General features: G+C 67.8%; 18 protein-coding genes, 2 tRNA genes and 1 pseudogene. 13 read left to right on the top strand and 8 right to left on the bottom strand.

What is annotated here, in order from left to right:
• Positions 1–200: 200 nt before the first annotated feature.
• Positions 201–2,462, top strand: coding sequence for a transglycosylase domain-containing protein (locus ACZ4WS_RS24045; protein WP_467983270.1), 2,262 nt, complete (start codon positions 201–203; stop codon positions 2,460–2,462).
• A 167-nt stretch (positions 2,463–2,629) separates the two neighbouring features.
• On the opposite strand, the gene ACZ4WS_RS24040 is transcribed toward ACZ4WS_RS24045, so the two are convergent.
• Positions 2,630–3,094 (bottom strand): GatB/YqeY domain-containing protein, encoded by a 465-nt coding sequence (locus tag ACZ4WS_RS24040; protein WP_467983269.1) that lies wholly within the window; start codon positions 3,092–3,094, stop codon positions 2,630–2,632.
• Between the two features lie 123 nt (positions 3,095–3,217).
• On the opposite strand from ACZ4WS_RS24040, the gene ACZ4WS_RS24035 reads away from it, so the two are divergent.
• The 5 genes and pseudogenes from ACZ4WS_RS24035 (at position 3,218) to ACZ4WS_RS24015 (ending at position 10,087) form a co-directional block, all read left to right on the top strand.
• Positions 3,218–4,144, top strand: a complete 927-nt coding sequence (locus ACZ4WS_RS24035; RefSeq protein ID WP_467983268.1) for a metallophosphoesterase — start codon at positions 3,218–3,220, stop codon at positions 4,142–4,144.
• Positions 4,145–4,316: 172 nt separating this feature from the next.
• Positions 4,317–5,118: pseudogene (locus tag ACZ4WS_RS24030) on the top strand (Pr6Pr family membrane protein).
• A gap of 34 nt (positions 5,119–5,152) precedes the next feature.
• Positions 5,153–5,226, top strand: a tRNA-Pro gene (locus ACZ4WS_RS24025).
• A gap of 110 nt (positions 5,227–5,336) precedes the next feature.
• Complete coding sequence (locus tag ACZ4WS_RS24020) at positions 5,337–5,855, top strand: response regulator (RefSeq protein ID WP_467983267.1); 519 nt, start codon at positions 5,337–5,339, stop codon at positions 5,853–5,855.
• A gap of 227 nt (positions 5,856–6,082) precedes the next feature.
• Entirely contained in the window at positions 6,083–10,087 is a 4,005-nt protein-coding gene (locus ACZ4WS_RS24015) for an nSTAND1 domain-containing NTPase (protein WP_467983266.1), read from the top strand.
• 179 nt (positions 10,088–10,266) lie between these two features.
• Here the strand turns inward: ACZ4WS_RS24015 and ACZ4WS_RS24010 are convergent, their stop codons facing one another.
• Positions 10,267–10,359, bottom strand: a complete 93-nt coding sequence (locus ACZ4WS_RS24010; protein ID WP_467983486.1) for a hypothetical protein — start codon at positions 10,357–10,359, stop codon at positions 10,267–10,269.
• Positions 10,360–10,515: 156 nt separating this feature from the next.
• Here ACZ4WS_RS24010 and ACZ4WS_RS24005 point away from each other — a divergent pair, with 156 nt between their 5' ends.
• Positions 10,516–11,304 carry a GntR family transcriptional regulator gene (locus tag ACZ4WS_RS24005; RefSeq protein WP_467983265.1) on the top strand — a complete coding sequence of 263 codons (789 nt, stop codon included), beginning with the start codon at positions 10,516–10,518 and terminating at the stop codon, positions 11,302–11,304.
• Between the two features lie 8 nt (positions 11,305–11,312).
• Positions 11,313–12,071: a glycosyltransferase family 2 protein gene (locus ACZ4WS_RS24000; protein WP_467983264.1), complete on the top strand. Its 759-nt coding sequence runs from the start codon at positions 11,313–11,315 to the stop codon at positions 12,069–12,071.
• Between the two features lie 89 nt (positions 12,072–12,160).
• Here ACZ4WS_RS24000 and ACZ4WS_RS23995 read toward each other — a convergent pair whose 3' ends face one another.
• Entirely contained in the window at positions 12,161–13,084 is a 924-nt protein-coding gene (locus ACZ4WS_RS23995) for an FkbM family methyltransferase (protein WP_467983263.1), read from the bottom strand.
• 272 nt (positions 13,085–13,356) lie between these two features.
• On the opposite strand from ACZ4WS_RS23995, the gene ACZ4WS_RS23990 reads away from it, so the two are divergent.
• Complete coding sequence (locus tag ACZ4WS_RS23990) at positions 13,357–13,590, top strand: hypothetical protein (RefSeq protein WP_467983262.1); 234 nt, start codon at positions 13,357–13,359, stop codon at positions 13,588–13,590.
• Positions 13,591–13,808: 218 nt separating this feature from the next.
• On the opposite strand, the gene ACZ4WS_RS23985 is transcribed toward ACZ4WS_RS23990, so the two are convergent.
• Together ACZ4WS_RS23985 and ACZ4WS_RS23980 are read right to left on the bottom strand one after the other, a co-directional pair.
• Positions 13,809–13,997: a ferredoxin gene (locus tag ACZ4WS_RS23985; RefSeq protein ID WP_467983261.1), complete on the bottom strand. Its 189-nt coding sequence runs from the start codon at positions 13,995–13,997 to the stop codon at positions 13,809–13,811.
• Between the two features lie 135 nt (positions 13,998–14,132).
• The gene (locus ACZ4WS_RS23980; RefSeq protein ID WP_467983260.1) at positions 14,133–15,353 is read right to left on the bottom strand and encodes an amidohydrolase family protein; all 1,221 of its coding nucleotides are present in this window, start codon (positions 15,351–15,353) and stop codon (positions 14,133–14,135) included.
• A gap of 181 nt (positions 15,354–15,534) precedes the next feature.
• Between ACZ4WS_RS23980 and ACZ4WS_RS23975 the strand changes: the two genes are divergently transcribed.
• Positions 15,535–15,984 carry a DoxX family protein gene (locus ACZ4WS_RS23975; RefSeq protein ID WP_467983259.1) on the top strand — a complete coding sequence of 150 codons (450 nt, stop codon included), beginning with the start codon at positions 15,535–15,537 and terminating at the stop codon, positions 15,982–15,984.
• Positions 15,985–16,056: 72 nt separating this feature from the next.
• Here the strand turns inward: ACZ4WS_RS23975 and ACZ4WS_RS23970 are convergent, their stop codons facing one another.
• Positions 16,057–16,443 carry a hypothetical protein gene (locus ACZ4WS_RS23970; RefSeq protein ID WP_467983258.1) on the bottom strand — a complete coding sequence of 129 codons (387 nt, stop codon included), beginning with the start codon at positions 16,441–16,443 and terminating at the stop codon, positions 16,057–16,059.
• Positions 16,444–16,858: 415 nt separating this feature from the next.
• Here ACZ4WS_RS23970 and ACZ4WS_RS23965 point away from each other — a divergent pair, with 415 nt between their 5' ends.
• The 3 genes from ACZ4WS_RS23965 (at position 16,859) to ACZ4WS_RS23955 (ending at position 20,026) form a co-directional block, all read left to right on the top strand.
• Complete coding sequence (locus ACZ4WS_RS23965; protein WP_467983257.1) at positions 16,859–18,583, top strand: alpha/beta hydrolase; 1,725 nt, start codon at positions 16,859–16,861, stop codon at positions 18,581–18,583.
• Between the two features lie 173 nt (positions 18,584–18,756).
• The gene (locus ACZ4WS_RS23960) at positions 18,757–18,999 is read left to right on the top strand and encodes a hypothetical protein (RefSeq protein ID WP_467983256.1); all 243 of its coding nucleotides are present in this window, start codon (positions 18,757–18,759) and stop codon (positions 18,997–18,999) included.
• 903 nt (positions 19,000–19,902) lie between these two features.
• Positions 19,903–20,026: transfer RNA gene (locus ACZ4WS_RS23955), tRNA-Pro, on the top strand.
• Between the two features lie 117 nt (positions 20,027–20,143).
• On the opposite strand, the gene ACZ4WS_RS23950 is transcribed toward ACZ4WS_RS23955, so the two are convergent.
• Both ACZ4WS_RS23950 and ACZ4WS_RS23945 read right to left on the bottom strand, forming a co-directional pair.
• A complete protein-coding gene (locus ACZ4WS_RS23950; protein WP_467983255.1) occupies positions 20,144–20,563 on the bottom strand; it encodes a hypothetical protein in 420 nt (139 codons plus the stop codon).
• Positions 20,520–21,038, bottom strand: a complete 519-nt coding sequence (locus tag ACZ4WS_RS23945) for a tyrosine-type recombinase/integrase (RefSeq protein ID WP_467983484.1) — start codon at positions 21,036–21,038, stop codon at positions 20,520–20,522. The genes ACZ4WS_RS23950 and ACZ4WS_RS23945 overlap by 44 nt, the downstream gene beginning before the upstream one ends.
• Between the last annotated feature and the right edge of the window lie 211 nt (positions 21,039–21,249).

The raw sequence follows: 21,249 nt of genomic DNA, 5'->3' as shown, positions 1-21,249 counted from the left end.
AGTTCAGTTGAGTCACAACGGACGCCTGGTGACGCATGAGGCTGATTCGGACACGCCCTCAACGAAAAAGTTGGGGAACCTCCGGAACGATTCGGGGTCTCCGGACGTATTGATACGTGACCGCACTGCTGTGACAGTTGAGAACAGCTTAGGCCAAGGCATATACGCGTGTCCGGCGAATGAGAACGTAGGCTGCCCTCATGCCAAAGAAGCGCTCGGGCGGTGGTCTGTCGCCAACGCAGCAGGCCGCCAAGTTCCTCGGTGTCAGTGTGCTCGCGGGTGCCGTCATGGCCGGAATCGCGCTGCCCGCAGCGGGTGCGCTCGGTCTCGCGGCCAAGGGGTCCGTCCAGGGGTTCGACGAGATTCCCGACAACTTGAAGAGCCCGGCGCTCAGTCAGCGCACCACGATCCTGGACAGCCAGGGCGGTCAGATCGCGACGGTCTACTCGCGCGACCGCACGGTGGTCGACCTCAAGGACATCTCGCCGTACATGCAGAAGGCGATCGTCGCGATCGAGGACTCGCGCTTCTACCAGCACGGCGCGATCGACCTGAAGGGCGTCCTGCGCGCCCTGAACCAGAACGCGCAGAACGGCGGAGTGGCCCAGGGCGCCTCCACGCTCACCCAGCAGCTCGTGAAGAACTACTTCGTCGAGGAGGCCGGTGACGACCCGACGAAGGTCGCCCAGGCCACCCAGCAGACCCTCGGCCGCAAGATCCGCGAGCTCAAGTACGCGATCCAGCTCGAGGAGAAGCTCGGCAAGAAGAAGATCCTCGAGAACTACCTGAACATCACGTTCTTCGGGGAGCAGGCCTACGGCATCGAGGCCGCGGCCCAGCGCTACTTCTCCAAGCCCGCCAAGGAGCTGAACCTCCAGCAGTCGGCGCTGCTCGCCGGCATCGTCCAGTCGCCCACCCGCTACGACCCGGTCAACGACGAGGCGGAAGCCACCAAGCGCCGCAACACCGTGCTCCAGCGCATGGCCGAGGTGCACGACATCTCCCCGCAGGAGGCCGACCAGGCCAAGAAGACGAAGCTCGGCCTGAAGGTCAGCCAGCCGAAGAACGGCTGCATCACGGCAGTCAAGGGCGCCAGCTTCTTCTGCAAGTACGTGGAGAACGTCTTCAAGAGCGACCCGGTCTTCGGCAAGACCAAAGAGGCCCGGGCCAAGGTCTGGAACCAGGGCGGCCTGACGATCCGCACGACGCTCGACCCGCAGTCACAGGAATCGGTGCAGGCGTCGATCAAGCAGCACGTCAACAAGTCGGACTCGGTCGCCACGGCGGCCACGCTGGTCCAGCCGGGCACCGGCAAGATCGTCGGCATGGGCCAGTCGAAGCCGTACGGCTACGGCAAGAACGAGACCGAGTACAACTACTCGGTCGACTACGCCATGGGCGGCTCGAACTACGGCTTCCCGACCGGTTCGACGTTCAAGCCGTTCGTGGCCGCCGCCGCCCTGGAGGAGGGCCGGCCCGCGACGCAGGAGTACTCCTCCCCGTACGCGATGAACTACCCGAGCCCCGTCCAGGCCTGTAACAGCAAGCAGTGGGTCAACACGCGCGGCGAGAAGCTGAAGAACGAGAGCACGTCGGAGCACGGCCCGTACCGGCTGAAGGAGGCGATGGCCAAGTCGGTCAACACCTACTTCGTGCAGATGATCTCCGACGTCGGCCTGTGCCCCGTGATGAACATGACCGAGAAGCTCCATGTCGTGCAGGGCAACGGCGCCAAGCTCCCCGAGGTGCCCGCGATCGCCCTCGGCTCCAAGGGCATCTCCCCGCTGACCATGGCCACCGCGTACGCCGCTTTCGCCTCCCGGGGCATGTACTGCACCCCGATCGCCATCGAGTCGATCACGCAGAAGGTCGACGGCGAGCAGAAGTCCCTCGCGGTGCCGAAGTCGACGTGCTCGCGGGCGATGTCCGAGAAGACCGCGGACACCGTCAACACGCTGCTGAGCGGCGTGATCGACTCCGGTACGGGCCAGCAGGCCGGTCTCACCGACCGTGCGAACGCCGGTAAGACGGGTACGACGGACGAGCGCAGGAACGCCTGGTTCGTCGGCTACACGCCGAACCTGTCCGGCGCGGTCTGGGTCGGCAGCGCCACCCAGAAGGTCAAGATGACGAAAATCCAGATCGGCGGCGTCTACTACCCCCAGGTCTACGGCGGCCAGGTCCCCGGCCCGATCTGGAAGGACGCGATGACCGGCGCCCTCGCGGGCAAGGACTCCCCGTCCTTCAACCTCGTCGACATCCCCGACGCCGACAAGAACAAGGGCAACGACGACGGGGACGACGGGGACAACGGAACCGACGGCGGCAATGGCAACGGGAACGGCACGGGGGGCCTCACGGACGGAGGCACCACCTTGCCGACGCCTTCCTTCTCCATTCCCGAGGGCTGGGTCCAGGGGCAGACCAGCGCGGGTAATGGGAACGGCGGGACGCGGGGGTGATCTCGGTGATGCCGGTGATCTCGGCGATCTCCGTGGCCTCCGCGATGCCGGTGGTCCCGTAGGCGCTCGGTCGGGTGGACCCGCGTGGTCACAGTGGTCGGCCCCTGTCACGCCCCTTCGGGGGGTGGCAGGGGCCGTTGTCGTCCGGGCGTCGGGCGGACTCGGTCTCAGCCGGCGAGCAGCTTCTTCACCACGGCGGCGACGCGGCCGCCCTCGGCCAGCCCGGCCACCTTCGGGTTCACGATCTTCATGACCTGGCCCATGGCGCGCGGCCCCTCGGCGCCCGCCGCCTTCGCCTCCTCGACGGCCTGGCCGACGATCTGCTGAAGCTCCTCGTCGGACAGCTGCTTGGGCAGGTATGCGGCGAGGACCTCGCCCTCCGCCTTCTCCCGCTCGGCCGACTCGGGGCGCCCGCCCTGCGCGAAGGCATCGGCGGCCTCACGGCGCTTCTTCGCCTCGCGGGTGATCACCTTCTGCACCTCGTCGTCGGAGAGTTCGCGCTTCGTCTTGCCCGCGACCTCCTCCTTGGTGATCGCGGCGAGGGTCAGCCGGAGCGTCGAGGAGCGCAGCTCGTCGCGCTCCTTGATGGCGGCGTTGAGGTCTTGCTGCAGCTTCGACTTGAGCGTGGTCATGTCGTCGATTGTCGCAGGTGTGGTGAGGCGGTTGCCTGTTGATTTCGGCGCGCGCTCACGGCGGTCGTCCGGGTTGTCCACAGGCGGGCACGCGGGGCCGTCGGGGTCTGACACGATGGACGTATGCGCGCGCGATACGGAGTACCCCTGGGAATCACGGCGGTGGGGGCCGCCGGTCTGTTGTACGCGGCGGGTTTCGAGGCCCGTTCCTTCCGCCTCCGGCGGGTGACGGTCCCGGTCCTGCCACCTGGCATGCGACCGCTCCGCGTCCTCCAGGTCTCCGACATCCACATGGTGAGCGGCCAGCGCAAGAAGCAGCGCTGGCTGCGCTCCCTGGCGGGCCTGCGCCCCGACTTCGTCATCAACACCGGGGACAACCTCTCCGACTCTGAGGGCGTGCCCGAAGTCCTGGACGCCCTCGGCCCCCTGATGGATTTCCCGGGCGCGTACGTCTTCGGTTCGAACGACTACTACGGCCCCAAACTCCGCAACCCCGCCCGCTACTTGATCGAGAAGACCCATGGCCGCCACGGCCTGAACGGCAACGCACCCGTCGTGGGCGCCATCCACAACCCGTGGGAGGACCTGCGTGACGGCTTCGACGCGGCAGGCTGGCTGAACCTGACGAACACGCGGGGGACGTTCAAGATAGAGGGCGCCGAGATCGAGCTGACCGGCCTCGACGATCCGCACATCAAGCGGGACCGCTACGCGCGCGTGGCCGGCGGCCCGTCGGAATCGGCCGACTTCTCGTTCGGCGTGGTGCACGCCCCGTACCTGCGCGCGCTCGACGCGTTCACGGCGGACGGCTACCCCCTGATCCTGGCCGGCCACACCCACGGCGGCCAGCTCTGCCTCCCCTTCTGCGGCGCCTTCGTCACCAACTGCGACCTGGACACCGACCGCGTGAAGGGCCTGTCCACGCATACGGCGGAGGGGCGGACGTCGTACATGCACGTCTCGGCGGGCTGCGGGACGAACCGCTATACGCCGGTACGGTTCGCCTGCCCGCCGGAGGCGTCGCTGCTGACGCTGGTGGAGCGGAAGTAGCGCGCGGGGGGGGCGATAGCTGCCGACAGCGTCGGAGCCGTCGAGGGCGGCGGAAGCCGGTGAAGGTGCCGGAAGCCGGTGAAGGCTGCGGAAGCCGGTGGGGGCAGCGCCGGAGTAACCCACCTAGGCGTCCCATATCGCCCGATTCGTCAGGTCCCCTTAGCGTGGGGCCATGATCGCCCCCATACCCAAGGACATACCCGACCTCCCCGCGATCCCGGGTTTTCCGCGTACCCCCCCGCCCCTCTCCGTCGTCCCCGCGGCAGCGGTGATGAACCCCGTACGCCGTCCGGTGGCGGCCGCGTTCCGCTTGCTCGTGGCCCTCGCGGCGGCGACGGGTGTGGCCATCGACCTGATCCTGGGCAGCCCGCTCCGCGTGCTCAGCTACTTCACGATCCAGAGCAATGTCCTGGTGGCCCTGGTCTTCGCGGCCTCGGCCTGGCGGGCGTGGACGGCCCGCCGCCCGCTGCCCCCCGCACTGACGGGCGGCACGCTCCTCTACATCTCGATCACGGGCCTGGTCTACCACCTGATCCTGGCGAACCAGTCCAGCGGCTTCTCCATGACGGGGGACGCCACCCCGCTCACCGGCTGGCACGCGGTGGCCAACCACCTCCTGCACACGGCGACGCCACTCGCCGCGGTGGCCGACTGGCTCTTCCTGATCCGCCCGACCCCACTGGCCTTCCGCCACGCGGCCACCTGGCTCCTCTACCCCCTCGCCTACCTGGCCTTCTCCCTGGCCCGCGGCGCGATCATGGCCCCCGGCACACCGGCGCGCTACCTCTACCCCTTCCTCGACGTCGACCAGCACGGCTACGCCGGCGTCCTCGCCAACGCGGTCATCCTCGGCCTCGCCTTCTACGCCCTGGCCCTCCTCGTCGTCACCCTCGACCACCTCCGCCCCGACCCCGTCCGCCATCGCGTCCGACGCCCCGAAAACCAGATTTCGTCTCCGGCCACCAGTGGGCTAAAGTAAACGACGTCGCCGCGACAAGCAGCGACAATCGGGGTGTAGCGCAGCTTGGCAGCGCGCTTCGTTCGGGACGAAGAGGTCGTGGGTTCAAATCCCGCCACCCCGACAGTGAAGTACCAGGTCAGGGGCCTGATCCGCATCGCGGGTCGGGCCCCTGAGTGGTTCCAGGGATCATTTTGGGAGCCGATTTCAGGAATCGGCTCCCAAGTGGTTCCCATGCCGCCGTTCGACCTGACGCCTCGGTCACGGCAGGAACGACGTCAGGCATGGGGCGTAGGTGCGGGCCGGAGATCGAGTGAGTGGGGCGGTGCGCCGATCCCGCCGCGAGCCGCCCTGCCGGGACCTGGCGGGGCCGTCCGAGCGGCCGCGCGGCTTGGCCGGCAGTGGCCCGAGACGGCCGTACTGCTGCTCTCCCAGTATGTCGAGGAGCGCTACGCCGTTGATCTGCTCTCCACGCAGGCGGGTGGCATCGGCTATCTCCTCAAGCAACGTGTCGCCGATGTAGAGGAGTTCGTACGGGCCCGCACGCCCGCCACATGCCGCACCGTTCGGTACCGGTCCCTCCCCACGTGGGGACCGGTACCGAACGGTGCGGGCGGCGTCGATCCGTGCCGTATTGGCGCGGCGCGGATCGAGGAAGGGCAGGACCCGTGGTCGAGGCGACAGCGGTCCGGCTGGGACCGTTCCACGGATCTCTCAAGCTCGCGCGACGAGACCGTCGCCACCGTCTCGTAAATCCAGCGGAAACTGACCGAAAACATGCGGCGCCATGAGTTGTCTCTCCGAGCGCTGAGCCGGTGGCCTGTCCGTACACTGCGCGGTTGGTTCGCTACTGCGTCTTGATCCTGCCAGCTGTGGCTCCCGCAGAGGAGGTTCCGGCGCCGGGCTAATGACTTAACCGCAGGTCAGCCATATAAAGTGAGTTTTCCGGTCCGGATGTCCAGGTGTGGGGGAAGTAAGGGGTGGAGACCTTGAGTTCCGACTCAGGGGCACGCACAGCCTTCGCGGAACGTCTCGCGCTGCTGTACAAGGAGGCCGGCAACCCTCCCCTCAAGCGCGTGGCCGAGGCGGTCGACCGGCTTCATCGGGTCGACGAACGAGGGCGTCCCGTGCGGGTGTCCGTTCAGCGGATCAGCGACTGGCGACGGGCCAAGAACGTGCCTGCCCAGTTCGCCGCCCTCGCAGCGGTGCTGCAGATCCTGATCCCCGAAGCGCGGCGCGCGCGGCCCGCGCCGGTGTCCCCGGGCCTGTACGACCTGGCCCAGTGGCAGCGCCTGTGGGAGCGGGCGGTGGCCGACCCGGTCGGCGACCGCGCCGCGACGTCCGCGGAAGAAGAGGAGCGGCCCCCGGTCGAAGCCCCGGCTGTCGCCGGTGTGTGCCCCTACCGAGGGCTGGCTTCGTACCGTCCGCAAGATGCCGCGTGGTTCTTCGGCCGAGAGCGGAGCGCGGATGCCCTCATCGCTCAGCTCCGTGCGGCGGAGAAGACGGGCGGCTTGGTCATGCTCGTGGGCGCCTCAGGGGCGGGAAAATCCAGCCTGCTGAACGCCGGCTTGGTGCCCGCATTACAGAAGGGCGCACTGGGCGACGAGAACAGTCGGGCGAGGGGGGTTCTGCAGCTCGTACCGGGAGGCGACCCTCTCGCGGAGCTGACCCGCCGGATCCCTGAGCTCGCAGACGTCGTCTCTGCCGCGGAGGAATCAACGGCGAAGGAGCCCTGTACTCCGCAATTCGCGCACGCGGCGAGGAAGGCCGTCACGGCATGGGCGGAACGCGAGACATCCTCCGCCGCCCGTCCGGTCGTCATCGTGGACCAGTTCGAGGAGGCGTTCACCCTCTGCTCCGACGAGGCGAACAGGCGCACTTTCATCCAGCTCCTCCACGCTGCGAGCTCCCCCGGCCCCGATGACCAAGCCCCCGTGCTCGTGGTCCTCGGCATACGCGCCGACTTCTACGAGCAATGCCTCGGGTATCCCGAACTGGCCGACGCGCTGCAACACCGGCACATGGTGCTCGGACCGCTGACCACCACGGAGCTGCGCGAAGCGGTGACCGGCCCGGCCAAGGCCGTGGGTCTGGAACTCGAACCGGGGCTGGCGGAGCTGATCGTCCGGGAAGTGAGCGCTGACGGCCCCCGCGGGGCGCACGACGCGGGCGCGCTGCCGCTCCTCTCCCACGCCCTGCTCGCCACCTGGCAGCGACGGAAGGCGGGGAAGCTGACACTGGCCGGCTACCGCGCGGCGGGCGGAATCCAGGGAGCGGTGGCGGCGACCGCCGAGCGTGCCTGGTCCGGCCTCGACCCCACAGCGCGCACGGCCGCGAGGCTGCTCCTCCTCAGGCTGGTCCGGCTGGGCGAGGACACCCAGGCGACCCGGAGAAGGGGGACCCGGCGCCAACTGGCGGAGGAGTCGACGGACCCCAACAAGACGGAGGAATCGCTCGAAGCACTGGTGCGCGCCCGGTTGGTGACACTCGACGCGGAGACCGTGGAGATCACCCATGAGGCTCTGCTGCACGCCTGGCCGCGCCTGCGCGACTGGATCGACGAGGACAGGAACGACAACCTGCTGCGCCAGCGGCTGGAGGAGGACGGCAGGGCCTGGGATGTCTCGCACCGTGACACGTCACTGCTCTACCGGGGTTCTCGTCTGGAGCAGGCCCACAGCTGGGCAAAGTCCGCCGGCGACACCTTCCTGACCCGCAGCGCGGTGGAATTCCTGGCCGCTTCGGTCAGACTGCGCAGGCGCACACTCTGGATCAGCCGTGGTGCGGTGTCGGCTCTGGTTGTCCTGGCGATACTGGCCGCCTCCACAGCCGTGATCGCGTGGCAGCAGCGGGACGACGCCGTATTCGAGCAGGTGGTCGCCGAAGCCGATCGCGTCCAGCACACGGATCCGTCACTGTCCGCCCAACTCGACCTGGTGGCACACCACTTGCGGCCGGACGACGAGAGCGCCAACAACCGGTTGATCTCGATCGTGAACTCGCCGCTGGCGACGCCGCTTCTCGGTCACACCGGCGCCGTTTACCTCACCTCGTTCAGCCCGAACGGACGGGTCCTGGCCACCGCCAGTTACGACCGAACCGTTCGACTGTGGGACGTCACGGACCGGACTCACCCCAAACCCCTGGGCAAGCCCCTCACCGGCCACACGAGTTGGGTGAGCACCGCGGTCTTCAGCCCGGACGGCCGTACCCTCGCCAGCGCTTCGGACGACGGCACGATCCGGCTGTGGAACGTACGGGATCCCAGCCACCCTCGCCCGCTCGGTGAGCCCTTGCCCGGCCACGACGGCACGATCTACCTGGTCGCCTTCAGCCCGGACGGACACACGCTGGCCGCCGCCACCGAAGATCACGTCGTGCGCCTGTGGAACGTGAGAGACCCGCGCAAGCCGAGTGCGCTCGGCGCTCTGACCGGACCCACCGCCGCCGTACGCTCCGTGGCGTTCAGCCCTGACGGACGGACGCTGGCAGCCGGCGGCGACGACACGACCATCAGGCTGTGGAACATGGCCGATCCGCGCCGTCCGAAGCCGATCGACGCGGTACTGACCGGCCACACGGACCTGGTGCACTCCGTGGCATTCAGCCCCGACGGCCGCACCCTCGCCAGCGGTGCCGCGGACGACACCGTCCGGCTCTGGAACGTGGCAGACCCTCGTCATGCGGCACCGCTCGGCGCGGCACTCACCGGCCACACCGGTCCCATCTGGTCCGTGGCCTTCAGCACTGACGGAACCATGCTCGCCGCCGCCAGCCAGGACAGTACGGCGAGCCTGTGGAACGTGAGCGATCCGGCATACCCGTCGCAGGTCGGGGAACCGCTCGCGGGGAGCGGCGGCGAGATGTACGCCTTGGGCTTCAGCCCCGACGGCCGGACCCTCGCCACCGGGAGTGGCGACAACACGGTCCGCCTGTGGTCGATACCGACGTCGGACATGATCGGCCGCATCGGAGCGTTCCGCCAGGACGGGCGGGTGCTCGCCACGGCCGCGCGCGACGGAAGGATCCGTCTGTGGAACGTGGAGACTCCCAGCCGACCCGTGTCACTGGGCGAACCGTTCACGCCCGGGGAGGGTGAGGTGCGTGATCCGGCTTTCTCCCCCGACGGCCACATACTCGCGGTGCTGACCGGAAGTCGCGCAGTGCAGCTGTGGAACGTCACCAACCCGGCTCGGCCTGTCGCCTACGGGCTGCCCATCGCGCTGCGGACACGCTTCGCGGCCGCGCTGGCCTTCAGCCCGGACGGGCGCACGCTGGCAACCGCCTATGACGACCGCACCATCCAGTTGTGGAATGTCAGCGACCCATCCCGTCCACGTCCGCTCGGCACGCCGCTCACCGGTCACCAGGGCTACGTCAACTCCCTTGTCTTCAGCCCGGACGGCCGTACGCTCGCCAGCGGCAGCGCGGACGACACCGTCCGGCTCTGGAACGTGGCCGACCCCCGCCATGCCGCCCGGCTCGGCCCGCCCCTCAAGGGGCACCTCGGCCCCATCAACACGCTCGCCTACAGTCCGGACGGCCGTACGCTGGCCAGCGGCAGCGACGACAACACGGTCCGGCTCTGGAACATCGCCGACCCCCTCAAGGCGGCCCGGCTGGGCTCCCCTCTCACGGGCCACACCGAAGCGGTCGTGTCGCTGACGTTCAGCCAGGACGGCCACACGCTGGCCAGCGGCGGCAACGACAACACGGTCCGGCTCTGGAACATCGCCCACCCGTCCAAGGCCGCTCCCATCGGTCAATCGATGAGCCCCAATGCCAAAACAGGCAATTTCCTGTCGTTCAGCCCCAACAGCCACATGCTCGGAGTATCGAGCGGTACCGATACCGTCCGGCTGTGGAATCTGGACGCCGCCGAGGCCATTCGTCGCATTTGCTCGACCACTCGGGGCGTTCTGACGCCGGAGAAATGGCACGAGTATCTGCCCCGACTCTCGTACGAGCCGCCGTGCGGCCAGTAACGGAGCCGACGCTCAACCAGCGGCAAGGTGCGTGATCCCGATCACAACGCCTCGTCGTAACTGAACAGTCGTTCACGCCGCGCAAGCGGCCTTGTTACCCTTGGGCACAGCCCGATCGCTGGTGCATCCCCCGTCGCCAGCGGTCGGGCGTTTTCGTCCCCTGAGCCCGACGTCAACCGTCAGTCCAGGTGGACGACGTCCCTGCCGGGGCCGCCGGAGAGTGCCGTGCCGGTCCCGCCGTACAGCGTGTCGTTGCCGCTGTTCCCGTACAGCTCTTGACGGGCCGAGGCCTGGGGAGACCGACGTACGCCCCTCCACTCGTCAAGACCTCTTTAGGAGTCGTAGGCTGAGGTGTGAGTTGTTGGCGTGCTGATCGTCAGCTCGCTGACACGCCAGGCCGGCCCCACACGACGGATCGGTGAGTACCAGTGCCAAAGGCGTACGAGCAGATCGCGGACGACCTCCGCCGGTCCATCCGCGAGGGCGGGCGGAAGCCCGGGGACCGTCTGCCGTCGGAAACGGATCTCGCGAAGCACTACCGGCGAAGTGTGCCGACCGTCCAGAGCGCGCTCCGGGTCCTCCAGGAGGAGGGCCTGATCGACAAGGAGCACGGCCGCGGCAACTTCGTCCGCCGATCCCGCACGATGGCGCGGCGCACGAACTTCCGGCATCAGTGGGAGAAGAACCGGGCGCGCCGGCCGGTGGAGGAGCGGGCGCAGACCGGGGCCACTGAATACGACACCGGCCTTGAGCTGAATGATCTCGTCTTCCACGCGTCATACCGCGGCGTCACGGCGGACAAGGACATCGCCGATGCCATGGGCGTCTGTGAGGGGACAGCCCTGCTTGAGCGCTCCTATCGCACGAGATACGCCGCCGAGAGCGCGCCGTTCAGCCTGGTGACCTCGTACCTCGTCCGCGACATGATCGCGGGGAACCCCGACCTCCTGGACGCATCCAACGAGCCGTGGCCAGGGGGCTCTCAGCACCAGCTCTCCACCGTCGGCATCGAGCTGGACCGCGTCGAGGAACGCGTCACCGCCCGGCCACCGACACCGGAAGAGGCGGAGGAGCTGGAGCTGCCGCGCGGGACGTCGGTGCTCGTCCTCGGCAAGACGTCGTACGACATCAATGACCGGGTTGTAGATCTTTCCGACATCGTCCTGCCCGGTGACCGCACCGAGCTCGTCTTCACCACTCTCCTGGAAAGGTGGTGAGTGCTGCCGTGAGCCGGCGCATCATCATCGTCACTGCCGTCCACGGGCCCTCGGCCCCCTTCTTGCCCGAGGCCTACAAGTCGCTGTGCGAACAGAAGCTTCCGGACGGCTGGGAGTGGCAGTGGGTGATCCAGGAGGACGGCAAGACGGACGACGTCGCTCCTCACGTGCCTGACGACGAGCGCGTGACCTTCCGTCAGGGGCGGCCCGGAGGTCCGGGCGTGGCCCGGACCATCGCTCTTGCCCACGCCGACGGCGACTACATCAAGGTGCTGGACGCCGACGACCAGCTGGCCCCGGGCTCGCTCGCGCGCGACCTGGCCGCCCTCGAAGGCGACCGCACCATCGGGTGGGCGACTTCACGGGTCCTCGACTATCTGCCCGACGGCTCAACCGTCGGCTTCCCCGGCGACCCCGACAACGGCCCGATCGAGCGCGGAGCCGTACTCGACTACTGGAAGGCGAATGGTTTCCGCGCCCAGGTCCACCCCGCGACCCTCTTCGTACGCCGCGACCTCCTGCTCGCCCTCGGCGGCTGGATGGCACTCCCGGCCTCGGAGGACACCGGCCTGCTGCTCGCGCTGAACTCCGTGAGCCGCGGGTGGTTCTCCCAGGAGGTCGGGCTCCTCTACCGGAAGTGGGAGGGGCAGGCGACGGGGCAGGCTTCGCATGTCGACCCTGCTGAGCGCGATGCGCGGATGGCGGTTGTGGAGGCCAGGGCGCGGGCGCTGTCGCACTTCCGGTGGCGCTATCCGGTCGCTGACTGACCAGCTGAACAGCCTCTGGCCGGAGGGGAGTTTCGTTGCTCTCGGGTGGTGGCAGTCAGCTCCTCCCTGTCAGGGAAGCGTCTCCCCGGTCAGGGAAGCGTCTCCGCGTCCACCCGAGAGAAGATCAGGTCGCTCTCCTCGACGACTGGTCCTCGCCAACGCACCGGCACACACGGCCCTCCATGCAGCGCGGCCGGATAGCTCCCCGCGGCATAGTCATTGGCGAGGCGGTACACGTGAAACCCGTGCCGTTGCATCATCTCCAGCAGAGCGTCAGCGGAGTCGCCGAGCTGGGCCATGCGTTCCGGAGTCACCTCGACGGTGATCTCGGCGTCCGGCCGAAGCTTGTCGAGCAGGGGGGCCAGCCCCCGGACGACGCTGCCTTCCGCACCCTCAACATCGATCTTGATGACCCGGGCGTTCTCGATCTCCGAGGCGGCGAGCAGCTCCGGCAACGGGAGGGCTCCGATCTCGAACGTGGACTCCGCCGTCCCTTCGTACGGCACGATGCTGTTCGCGCCCATGTTGCGCGAGCTGGCGAGCACGAAGGTCAGCGTCTTGTGACCGTCCGAGACGGCGGCGTTGATCGCGCGGATGTTGCGGCACTCATTGAGCCGGGCCTCCTGCAGCAGCCGCTGATGGAACACCGGCGAAGCCTCGATCGCTACCACCCGGCCCTCATCGCCGACGAGCTGCGAGGCCAGGACACTGAACACGCCGATGTTGGCGCCGACGTCGATGAAGCCGTCCCCCGGCCTCAGTCGGCTTCGGAGCCAGCTCGTCATGTGCGGCTCCCACACGCCGAACAGGTACAGATAGCGCTGAATCAGGTCCTGTGTATCGACGGCGAACCGGGCACCGGATCGCGTCTTGACGACCCTCCGCCGAGGGTGCTCGCGTAGGTGCGGATTCAAGTAGCGCTCGGCCAGCACCGCTTTGCCGAGCGAGCCCGGGGCGTCACGCACGTACCGGCGGCCGAGCGTGACCAAGGCCTCTGAAATGGGGTTGCTCATCCGATCGCCTCTCCGTCGGGTCCAGCGAAACCGTAGCCTGTGGCCTCTTCCGGTCACTGCCCATGCCCGATGCTCGGAGAGTGCCCCGCTGGACCTTATCGACGGCGCGGCCCGGGTATACGATCAGATTACGCACGGTGAGCAGGGCGAGGACCTGTACGGCGTCTTCCTGAAGGACTACGCGCCCGGGAAGTGGTGAGCCACAGCCTCCGACGTAGGCCTGGCGTCCGACGGGAACTCCGGCTCTGATGAGCGCCGCGCAAGGAGTTCGCATGACCAGTCCACACGAGATCGATCCGCGCGCTTTCAATGATCCGCGCAACGTCTTTCCGACCGACGAAGAGTTCTACGCGAGCGGGCGCCCGGCCGACGCTGTACTGCCGGAGGACCGGCCGCGTGGAGGCGGGCCCGCGACGCCCCTGAAGCACCGGGGGCCATGGGCGACTGCCGCGCTCGTCGTCGGCATCATCCTCCTGATCCTCGTCGGGATTGCATTGTTCCCGTGAGCGATCGAGAGCGATCGAGAGTGACCGAAAGTCACCGCCACGAATGAAAGCCACCGTCACGAACGAGGTGGTGCGTATCCCACCGCATAGGACACGCTCTGAGCATCCGTACCCGTGCGAGATGCTCGCACGGGTACGGCACAGTCACCCGGCGGGCTATGGCGGCCTCCGGTCTGTCCCGGACGCAACGGGCTTCCCGCGTGCCTGCCGACCCCGCGCTACTCGGTGAAACGGATCGCTTGGGACGGGCACCAATCAGCCGCTTCTCGTATCTCGGGCTCATCGCCGGTGTCCTCACGGCCGGGCAGCACGGTGCCGTATCCGTCCACCAAAGCGAAGACGGACGGAACCCTGATGGCGCAGTCACCGGAGCCGTAGCAGACGTCGGGGTCCACGGAAACCTTCATGTGCACTCCAGCCACGTAGAGGACACCGGCCCCTGAAACGGGTCGGCGAGCGGGTCGGGCCTGATGGCCTTCATGACCTGACTGCCCGCCAGGCGGTCCCCTCAACCGACCGTCCCCGGCGACGTCCCCTGCCGTCTAATTCCCCTGGTCGAAGGCCAGTTGCAGCATCCGGATCGCGTTCCCCCGCAGGAGCTTGTACGCCACATCGTCGGGGAGACCGGCGACATGGTCCGCCGCCACCTGCTTCGTGTGCGGGAAGGTCGAGTCGACGTGCGGATAGTCGGTCTCGAAGGTCGCGTTGTTCACGCCCACGGTCTCGATCGCCTCGATGCCGTGCTTGTCGCGGAAGAAGCAGCAGAAGATCTGCCGGTAGTAGTAGGTCGACGGCGGCTCCGGGATCAGGTCCTTGACCCCGCCCCACGCCCGATGCTCCTCCCACACATCGTCGGCGCGCTCCAGGGCGTACGGGATCCAGCCCATCTGCCCCTCGCTGTACGCCAACTTGAGGCGCGGGAACTTCACCAGGACCCCGGAGAACAGGAAGTCCATCATCGAGGCCATGGCGTTGTTGAAGCTCAGCGAGGCCTGCACGGCCGGCGGCGCATCCGGCGAGGCCGCGGGCATCTGCGACGACGATCCGATGTGCATGTTGACCACCGTCCCGGTCTCCTCGCACACCGCGAAGAACGGGTCCCAGTAGCCGGAGTGGATCGACGGCAACCCCAGGTACGTCGGGATCTCGCTGAAGGTCACCGCTCGTACGCCACGGGACGCGTTGCGCCTGATCTCCGCCACGGCGAGGTCGATGTCCCAGAGAGGGATCAGGCACAGCGGAATGAGCCGCCCTCCGCTGTCGCCGCACCACTCCTCGACCATCCAGTCGTTGTAGGCGCGGACACAGGCGAGCGCGACCTCCTTGTCCTTGGCCTCCGCGAAGGTCTGCCCGCAGAACCGGGGGAACGTCGGGAAGCAGAGCGAGGCCTCCACGTGGTTGAGGTCCATGTCCTCCAGCCGGGCCTTCGGGTCCCAGCAACCACGCCGCATCTGCTCGCGCGTGATGCCGTCAAGGGTCATCTCGTCACGGGAGAACCCGACGGCCGCGATGATGCGCTTGTACGGGAAGATCTCGCCCTCGTACCTCCACCAGTCGGTGACCTGGCCGTCCGGGTCCGTGGTGAACCGGTACTTCCCGCCGATGTACTGGAGATCGCCGATACCGGCGGTGAAGGGCTGTGGCCCCTTGTCGCGGTACTTGCTCGGGAGCCACGTCTCGAAGAGGTGCGCGGGCTCGATCACGTGATCATCCACGCTGATGACCTTGGGCAGATCCCTGGTGCCACTCTCGGTGCTGACCACGCCTTACCCCCTGCTGCCTGCCGATTCTCCGGCCGTAATCTGACGGTCCATCAGATTCAGGGTAGAGGGCCACCCCGCCGGCAGCAAGAGCGAGCAGCTCCCCACCCCTTGCGATCCGGAATGCGATCCGCTGAACTGACGATCCATCAGATTCATGTCGGGGTCGGAGGGGGACCAGGGGATGCAAACGGTCTGGCTCAACGGTGCCGAGTGGTTCGCGGTCCTCCGCATCGGCCTTGGCCTGTGGTGGCTGGAGAGCTGGCGCCACAAGGACAAGAAGGAATGGTTCACGGGAGGCGGCATCACGTGGGCAGGGGGCATCGCAGCCAAGCACCGATGGTCTTTCGTACGACTCGGCTTCGACCGAGTCGTCAAGCCGCGGCCTCGCCTGATGGCGTACGTGGTCGCCTACGCCGAACTGGCCCTCGGCCTCGGTCTCATCGCCGGCTTCCTCACACCGATCGCCCTCGTCGGCGGGCTCGCGCTCAACCTGATCTATCTGGTGCTGATGATCCACGACTGGGCCGAGCAGGGTCAGAACCTCATGATGGCCTTGATCTCACTGGCCACCCTGTTCGCAATGGGCTGGCAGTCGTGGTCACTTGACGCGGCGTTGGGGCTCTTCACGTAGCGCCGCCCACCACCCCCAGGCGGGGGCGGGCGCACGCTTCAGTGGCCCGTCCCCGTCACCCCAGTGGACGGGCTACCGGGCCGCAGCTATCGCCGCTCGCGCCCGAGAGCGGAAGGCCTCCAGCTTGTCGACCGGCTCGGTCAGCTGCCTGCTGCGGGGACGGATGCTGACGTCGTGTCCCCCGGCCGCCTCGCGCAGCGTCCCGACCGTGGCCCGTTCGCGCGGGATGTGGGCGAAGGGGTCGAAGGAGTACCAGCGCATCGCGTTCTCGTGGGTCATCTTCGCGGTGTCCGAGTCCGGGACGTCGCAGCTTTCCAGCACGTCGTGGAGCTGCTCCGGGGCGTCCGGCCACAGGGAGTCGCTGTGCGGGTAGTCGCCCTCCCAGGCGATGTTCTCGGTCCCTGCCGTCTGACGCGGGCAGCACCTTGGCCGCCTTGAGGGTCGTCGGAACGCCGCCATGGCCCGGGATCCTTGAGCTCGACGCCCCTACGAGGCGCTCACCTCAGCTCAGCGAGTGCTCTCCCGCACCATGCCGAATCAACGCTCTCCCTATGCGGAAACTACATTCTCACCATGCGGGAATCAAGAATCCGAACCAGACGATCTCGCCGAGCAGCGCCCGAGTCGGCAAAGCCCGGCGACCACGGCCTTCTGGCCTGCGCATTCGATCTCCAGCCGGCCGAACTGCTCCAGCGGTTCCGGCGCCGCGCATCCGTGATGACGGCTGCCGGCGTACGTGCGGAGGTTCACCTGGGAGGAGCTCGGCCCATTCGGCCGCGGTGGGCTGGCGCGCCTTGTCGGACCGCAGTGTTGTTGACACGGGTGCATGCCGATAGCCGGAGCATCAGACGCTTAGTCACGAAAAGGGCAGAGCATGCCTATATCCAGATTCATAGCGGCCCGCCCGCGCCGTGCCGCGGCCATCGCTGCGGCGGTGATCTGCTCGACGGTATTCACCGGGCAGGACCTTGCCGCGGCCGGCGGGCCGTCACCTTCGGTGCCCGCCCCGCAGCTGGACTGGAAACCCTGCGTCCAAGGCCCTGAGTTCGACTGCGCGACCGCGAAGGTACCGCTGGACTACCTCAACCCCGGTCGTCGCACCATCGAGCTGGCAGTCGTCAAGCGGAAGGCAACCGGCCCCGGACGGCGCATCGGCACCCTGCTCTTCAACCCCGGCGGCCCCGGCGGCCCCGGAACGGTGCAGATGCCGCAGAATTACGCGTTCTTCCCGCGGGAGGTACGGGAGCGGTTCGACATCGTCAGCTGGGATCCACGCGGAGTCGGCAACAGCACCGCGGTGAACTGCTTCGCGAGTCCCAAAGAAGCCGACGCCTGGAGTTCGAGCAAACCGGCCGGCCTCCCGGTGGGCGAACAGCAGCGGACGACCTGGATCGCCGCGTACAAGGATCTGGCCCGGCGCTGTGAGCGGCGTGACCCCGAACTCCTGCGCCACGTGTCCACCGCCGACACCGCCCGCGACCTCGACCAGCTCCGCCAGGCGGTGGGCGACCCGCAACTCACCTACCTCGGGATCTCCTACGGCACGATCCTCGGCGCCACCTATGCCAACCTCTTCCCCGGCAAGGTCCGCGCCATGACCCTCGACAGCAACATCGACCCGCAGGCCTGGACGAACCACGCCTCCAACGAGGAACCCCGGCTGCCGTTTTTCCTGCGCACGGGCTCGGACCGCGGCTTGGCGGCGGTCCTGGACCGGTTCCTCACCCTGTGCGGGTCCACCAGCACGGCCGGCTGCGCCTTCTCCGCCGGCAGCCCGAAAGCGACCCGGGACAAGTTCGACGAGCTGATGCGACGCCTCCGACAGCATCCGGTGGGCGCCTGGACCTATGGCCGGACAGTCGGTGACGCGGTGAGCGCCCTCGACATCGTCCACCCCGGCTGGACGGACCTCGCCGGCAGGCTGCAGGACCTGTGGCAGGGCCGCGTCCCGAAGCCGTCCGCGCCGCTACCCGCACCACCCGTCCCGAATCCGTACACGGGCGATGAACAGGCGGGTGCCGTGTTCTGCTCCGACAGCCCCAATCCACGTGACCCCGGTGTCTACCACGCGCTGGAGGAGGCCAGCGCCCTCCGTGCGGGCGACGCCGGACGCTTCTGGACCTGGGCCGCAGAACCGTGTGCCACCTGGCCGGCCGTAGCCGCAAACCGTTACCGCGGCCCGTGGAACAAGCCCACGGCACACCCCGTCCTGGTGGTCGGCACCACCTACGACCCCGCCACTCCCTACTCAAACGCGCAGGCCATGGCCAAAGAACTGGCCAACGCCCGCCTGCTCACCCACAACGGGTACGGGCACACCGCACTGCTCAACCCCAGCAGCTGCGTCCAGGAATACGAGAGCCGCTACTTCATCGACGGCACCCTCCCTCCGGCCGGAACAACATGCCGACCGGACACGCCCCCCTTCGCCGCACCCAAGCCGAGCGGCGGCATCGCCACCGGCGGCGGAGCGATGGCCGGCATCGCGTCCCCCGAGGCACGCCGCCGCCCCCTGTTTCAGCATCTCGTGAACCCTCAACTACCCGAACTTGTAAGATCATTCAGCATCTTCAGGAGTCACGGCTGGGGGACGAGTTGAGTGCGGGCGAGCAGTTCGTGACCATCGCCGCAGTACTGCTCGGCGCGCTGATGACACACGTCACGAACTACCTGATGGAGAGAAGCCGGAACCGGACCAGCTCCTGACGCGGTGGGACGACAAGAAGATCGACGCGTACGGGAACTACGGACGCCGCGAAGTCGAGGATCGCCATGGCCGCCCGGCTGTACGAGTCGAGGGAAGGGCTGTCCGACAGCGAGAGGTCCGAACACGAGTTGCGTGAGGATCTCGCGGAAGCAAGTCGCCTATGGGGTGGCACCTTTGAACGCGTCATGCTGCTCGGCGGCGATGACGCCATCGAGGAGGGGCACGAACTGAACGCGATGGTCTCCGAGATCGTCTGGCAGGCCACAGGCAAGATCAGCGGAAGCCTGGAAGCCTGGAAGCCTGGATGACTGGCGCCGACGCAACCGAACCGCGTTCCGCGCGATCAACGCCTTCCACGAAGCTGCTCGGCAAGACCTCGGCATCCGGGGAAGCGTCACGGGCGAGCGACACCCCGAGAGAGATCTCTTGCTCCCGCCTTCCCGCCAGACGTCCGACGACGGCTGATCGCCCCTGCGCCGGCGAAGCACACCGCCGGTTCCACCGCACAGGCCGCACAATCTCTGGCCTCTTCACGCCCAACGTGCCACTCTGCCGGGCGGTCGTTGTCAGCCCCTGCCGTCCGCCGGGTCCGGGTGCCGACGAGGGTACCGATCAGGAAGCGATCCTCCTGCCCGAAGAGGAGACCGAGATGAGCGACCCCGACGGCAATGAGCAACTGGGTTCCTCGCAAGCCGGAGTGCCTCAGCCCCAGGAGAAACAGGAGACAGCAGAGGACACCGCTGAGCGGACACTCAGGACGAGTCACGCCACGCGCACCCGAAGTGCCGCGTCCCGAGCCGCGGCAATCTGTCATTACATCCAGCAGCACACCTCCGACGAGAAGCACGAAGGCGGGGCGACAGAAGGTGAGATCTCATGGAAGTCCGCCCACGCCGCTCGCGTAGCCGCTCAAGCCGTCGCCGTTCTCTCTGAGGGCTCCCCCTCCCCCGCAGCGGACTCCCGGTGCGCCAGGAACGCTTCCGCCTCCGCTGCCCAAGCCGCCCAGATGGGCCAACTCCACGACAACTCCAGCGAGTTGTCCGTCGCTGCCTGTCGAGCCGCTCTCAAGGCGTCCCAGGCCGCCGCAGAAGCCGCGGGGGCGGGAGGCCTGGGCGAGGACGAGACACTGAACGCCGGCGCGGACGCGGCCGAGGCGGACGCAGTCGCCGCCGCCGAAGCGGCCGGATGGATGCGGCCGGGCCAAGACCTTCCTGAGGTGTCGACGGGTATGCGGAGCCCTGATCTCATGTCGATGATGCATCTGTGACAGATCACGACCTTGCCCGCACTTCGTTCGGGACGAAGAGGTCGTGGGTTCAAATCCCGCCACCCCGACAGCTAAGTAGCAGGTCAGAGGCCCATTCGCTTGATCGCGGATGGGCCTCTGTCGTGCTCGGGGGGCCAAACGGGGGGCCAAACGGGGGGCCAAAGGAAGTAGATCAAGCACCTCAATCACCCCTCTCGGGACATGAGGTGTCGCCCCTCCATGAGCCAGTCGGCCAGATCATCGACCAGGGTCTGTAGGCAGCGCAGCACTGCTGCGACGGCGTCTGTCTCGCGCTGCCCATCACTGTTGAGCGTTTCTAGGGCACGCCGCGCTTCTCCGATGTCGTGCGAGATCCGACGCCCTATGTCGCCGGGCAAGGAGAGCATCGCGATCTCCACGCTGGTGGCAGCAACGAGCCAGTCGTGTCCGTCCGTGTCGGGGACAGGCAGGCTGAGATCCGCACGGGCTCTCTCCAGCATGCCGAGGTAGCCGCCCGCCAAGTGGAACAGCCTTATCGCCGCCTGACGGGCTTCACCTAAAAGCGCAGCTTGCTGCTGCCGTCTATGGGTTGCCGATACGACTCCCCAGGCTGTCAGCGCAGCCACCACGCCTCCCAGAGCCGCGGAAAGAGCACCCTGCAACAGCAGCCCCCACCAGCCTTGCGGATCCACAGCACCCCGATCGTGGCAGCCATGTGCGCTGATCAGCACACCCCCCGATACCGGACCAACCGTCATGCCTACCCGCAATCAGTCGACGACAGCCGCCACGACGTTCCCTTCTTGCGGGCGAAGATGTCGTCGGTGCGGTAACGAGTAGGGCGACGTTCTGCGCGGCCTTGTTCCGGCGCTGAGCATGCGCGATGGAGCGGCGCAGGATGGCGAGCAGGTCGCGCAGGCTTCGCGTCGCGAGGAATTCAGCCCTGTCGTCCAACCAGTCGTCCACCTCGTCCGCGCTGAGTTCCTTCAGCTTGGCCTTACCGATGAACGGGATCAGGTGCTTGTTCGCCATCGAACGGTTCTTGCCGATGGTGCCCTTCTCGTCGCGCCCCTTCAGCCCTCGCTCCAACCAGTCGTTCACCGCGTCGGCCACGGTGTAGTTGGCCGGCGCCTTGACGCCCGTCTGCACCTCCTTCTTCAAGTCCCGGATCTTCTGGCGGACTTCGGTCTTCGTTTTGCCGTACACCTTCGGTCGACGGCGCTTGCCGTTCGGGCCGTGCCCCAGGGGGACGGCCCCCACGAAACTCTTCTTGGCCGGGTCCCAATAGATGGTGTCCGCACCATGGCCAGCC

The organism is Streptomyces sp. NPDC029292, assembly GCF_055569295.1.
Note: the sequence above shows the minus strand (reverse complement) of the source record. Positions and strands in the feature narration are given on the sequence as shown.